Here is a 1,054-nt window from a genome sequence, read left to right as displayed (position 1 = left end):
CAGTGGCGGTATCGCAAATACTAGGTTTAATTACTAAGCATGCATTATATGTAAAACTATAAGTACCTGCTGGCGTTCCTATTGGAACTATTACCTCTCCTGTAGCAGCATTTAGATACGGCACTGGAGATTTTGATGGTACAGTAATTACTGGCTGGGCAAAAGTACTTTGGGTTAATACCACATTACTAATTGTTGCAGAACCTTGACTTAAGTTGTTTATAGCATCATTTACTAAAACATTCCCTACTACCGAACCCGAACCTCCATTTGTTGTAACAAATGCATCATCGTTTGCATCAACCTTAGCTAAAACCTCAATAGTAACTGTTTGCGTAACACAATTTGGAACTAAAGCCCCATTCTCACAAACAGTATAAGTAAAAGTATACGTATTATTATCAACTGTATTATCTACTGTAATTGTTCCATTAGAATTAAGTATCATCCCTTGTGGTAATCCTGTTGTTGTGACTGTTACCTGACCTACTCCTGTTCCTATGGTAGATAATAATGGCTTTCCATTAAATGTATCATTACTATAAATAGACACTGTTCCTGTAGTACCTGATACTATTAATTCTTTATCAGGACCTCCTAAAACTATTGGGTTTTTAACTTCTACTATAGCAATTGCGGTATCGCAGTTTGCTGGGTTAGCTCCGTTCTCACAGATTTGATACTCTACTTGGTATGTGCCACTTGGTGTGGTAGCGCCTACAGTAATCGTACCATCGGCATTTAATGTTAAGCCTGCTGGAACGTTTACACCTGTTAGGCTTACTTGACCTGCTGCTGCACCTATCGTAACGTTTGATCCGTTTAACTTATCGTTTAACGTTACGTTTGGTGTACTACCTCCTGAGGCAACAGTTACTTTGGTATCGTCTATAGCGTCAATAACATTTTTAACTTCTACAATTACATCAGCTGTTTTACAGTTTGCTGGTGTTGCTCCTGTTTCACAAATTGTGTAAGGAATCGTGTAAGTACCACTTGGTGTACCTGGCTCGATAGTTACATTACCATCTGCATCGATACGAATAGGACCTGT

The 1,054-nt window shown here is 38.5% G+C and carries 1 pseudogene; it reads right to left on the bottom strand.

From position 1 onward, the window contains the following. Positions 1–1,054 (bottom strand): annotated as a pseudogene (locus B0A78_RS14605) (hypothetical protein); the annotation flags it as partial.

Source organism: Flavobacterium columnare NBRC 100251 = ATCC 23463 (genome assembly GCF_002530675.1).
Classification (GTDB): domain Bacteria; phylum Bacteroidota; class Bacteroidia; order Flavobacteriales; family Flavobacteriaceae; genus Flavobacterium; species Flavobacterium columnare.
This window is presented reverse-complemented; position numbering and strand designations above follow the sequence as displayed.